Raw genomic sequence first — 684 nt, forward strand, 5'->3', positions numbered from 1 at the left:
AAGCTGAACCCTAGACAAGATGAAGCCGTAAAATACGTGTCTGGTCCATGCCTAGTGCTTGCCGGCGCAGGCTCAGGTAAAACGCACGTAATTACTAATAAAATTGCTTACTTGGTTCAGCAATGTGGCTACAAAGCAAGAAACATCGCGGCCGTGACCTTTACCAACAAAGCCGCGCGCGAAATGAAAGATCGTGTTGGTCAAACCTTAGGTAAAGCCGAGTCGAAAGGTTTGAGGGTTTCTACTTTCCATACCTTGGGTTTGAATATCATCAAACGTGAGTACAAGCAGCTTGGATTAAAAGCGGGCTTTTCGTTGTTTGATGATCAAGACCAGATGGCGCTGTTGAAAGAGTTGACGGAAAAGCAACTCGACGGTGATAAAGACCTACTCAAACAACTATTGAGTACGATCTCCAACTGGAAAAACGACATGTTGACGCCAGAGCAAGCCAAAGCGATGGCGAAAGGCGAGCAACAACAGCTGTTCGCTTTTTGTTTTGAGATGTACCAGAAGCAGATGAAGGCGTACAACGCGCTCGATTTTGATGACCTGATCCTGCTGCCAGTATTGCTGCTGCGTAATAATGAAGAAGTGCGTCAGCGTTGGCAAAATCGCATCCGCTATCTATTGGTTGATGAATACCAAGATACCAACACCAGTCAGTATGAACTGGTCAAATTG

General features: G+C 45.8%; 1 protein-coding gene. It reads left to right on the forward strand.

Annotated features, from left to right (window positions below):
• On the forward strand, window positions 1-684 hold a 684-nt coding region (locus R7O13_RS27305), incomplete at both ends, for a UvrD-helicase domain-containing protein (protein WP_318305252.1).

It is taken from the genome of Vibrio sp. Y176, assembly GCF_033438945.1.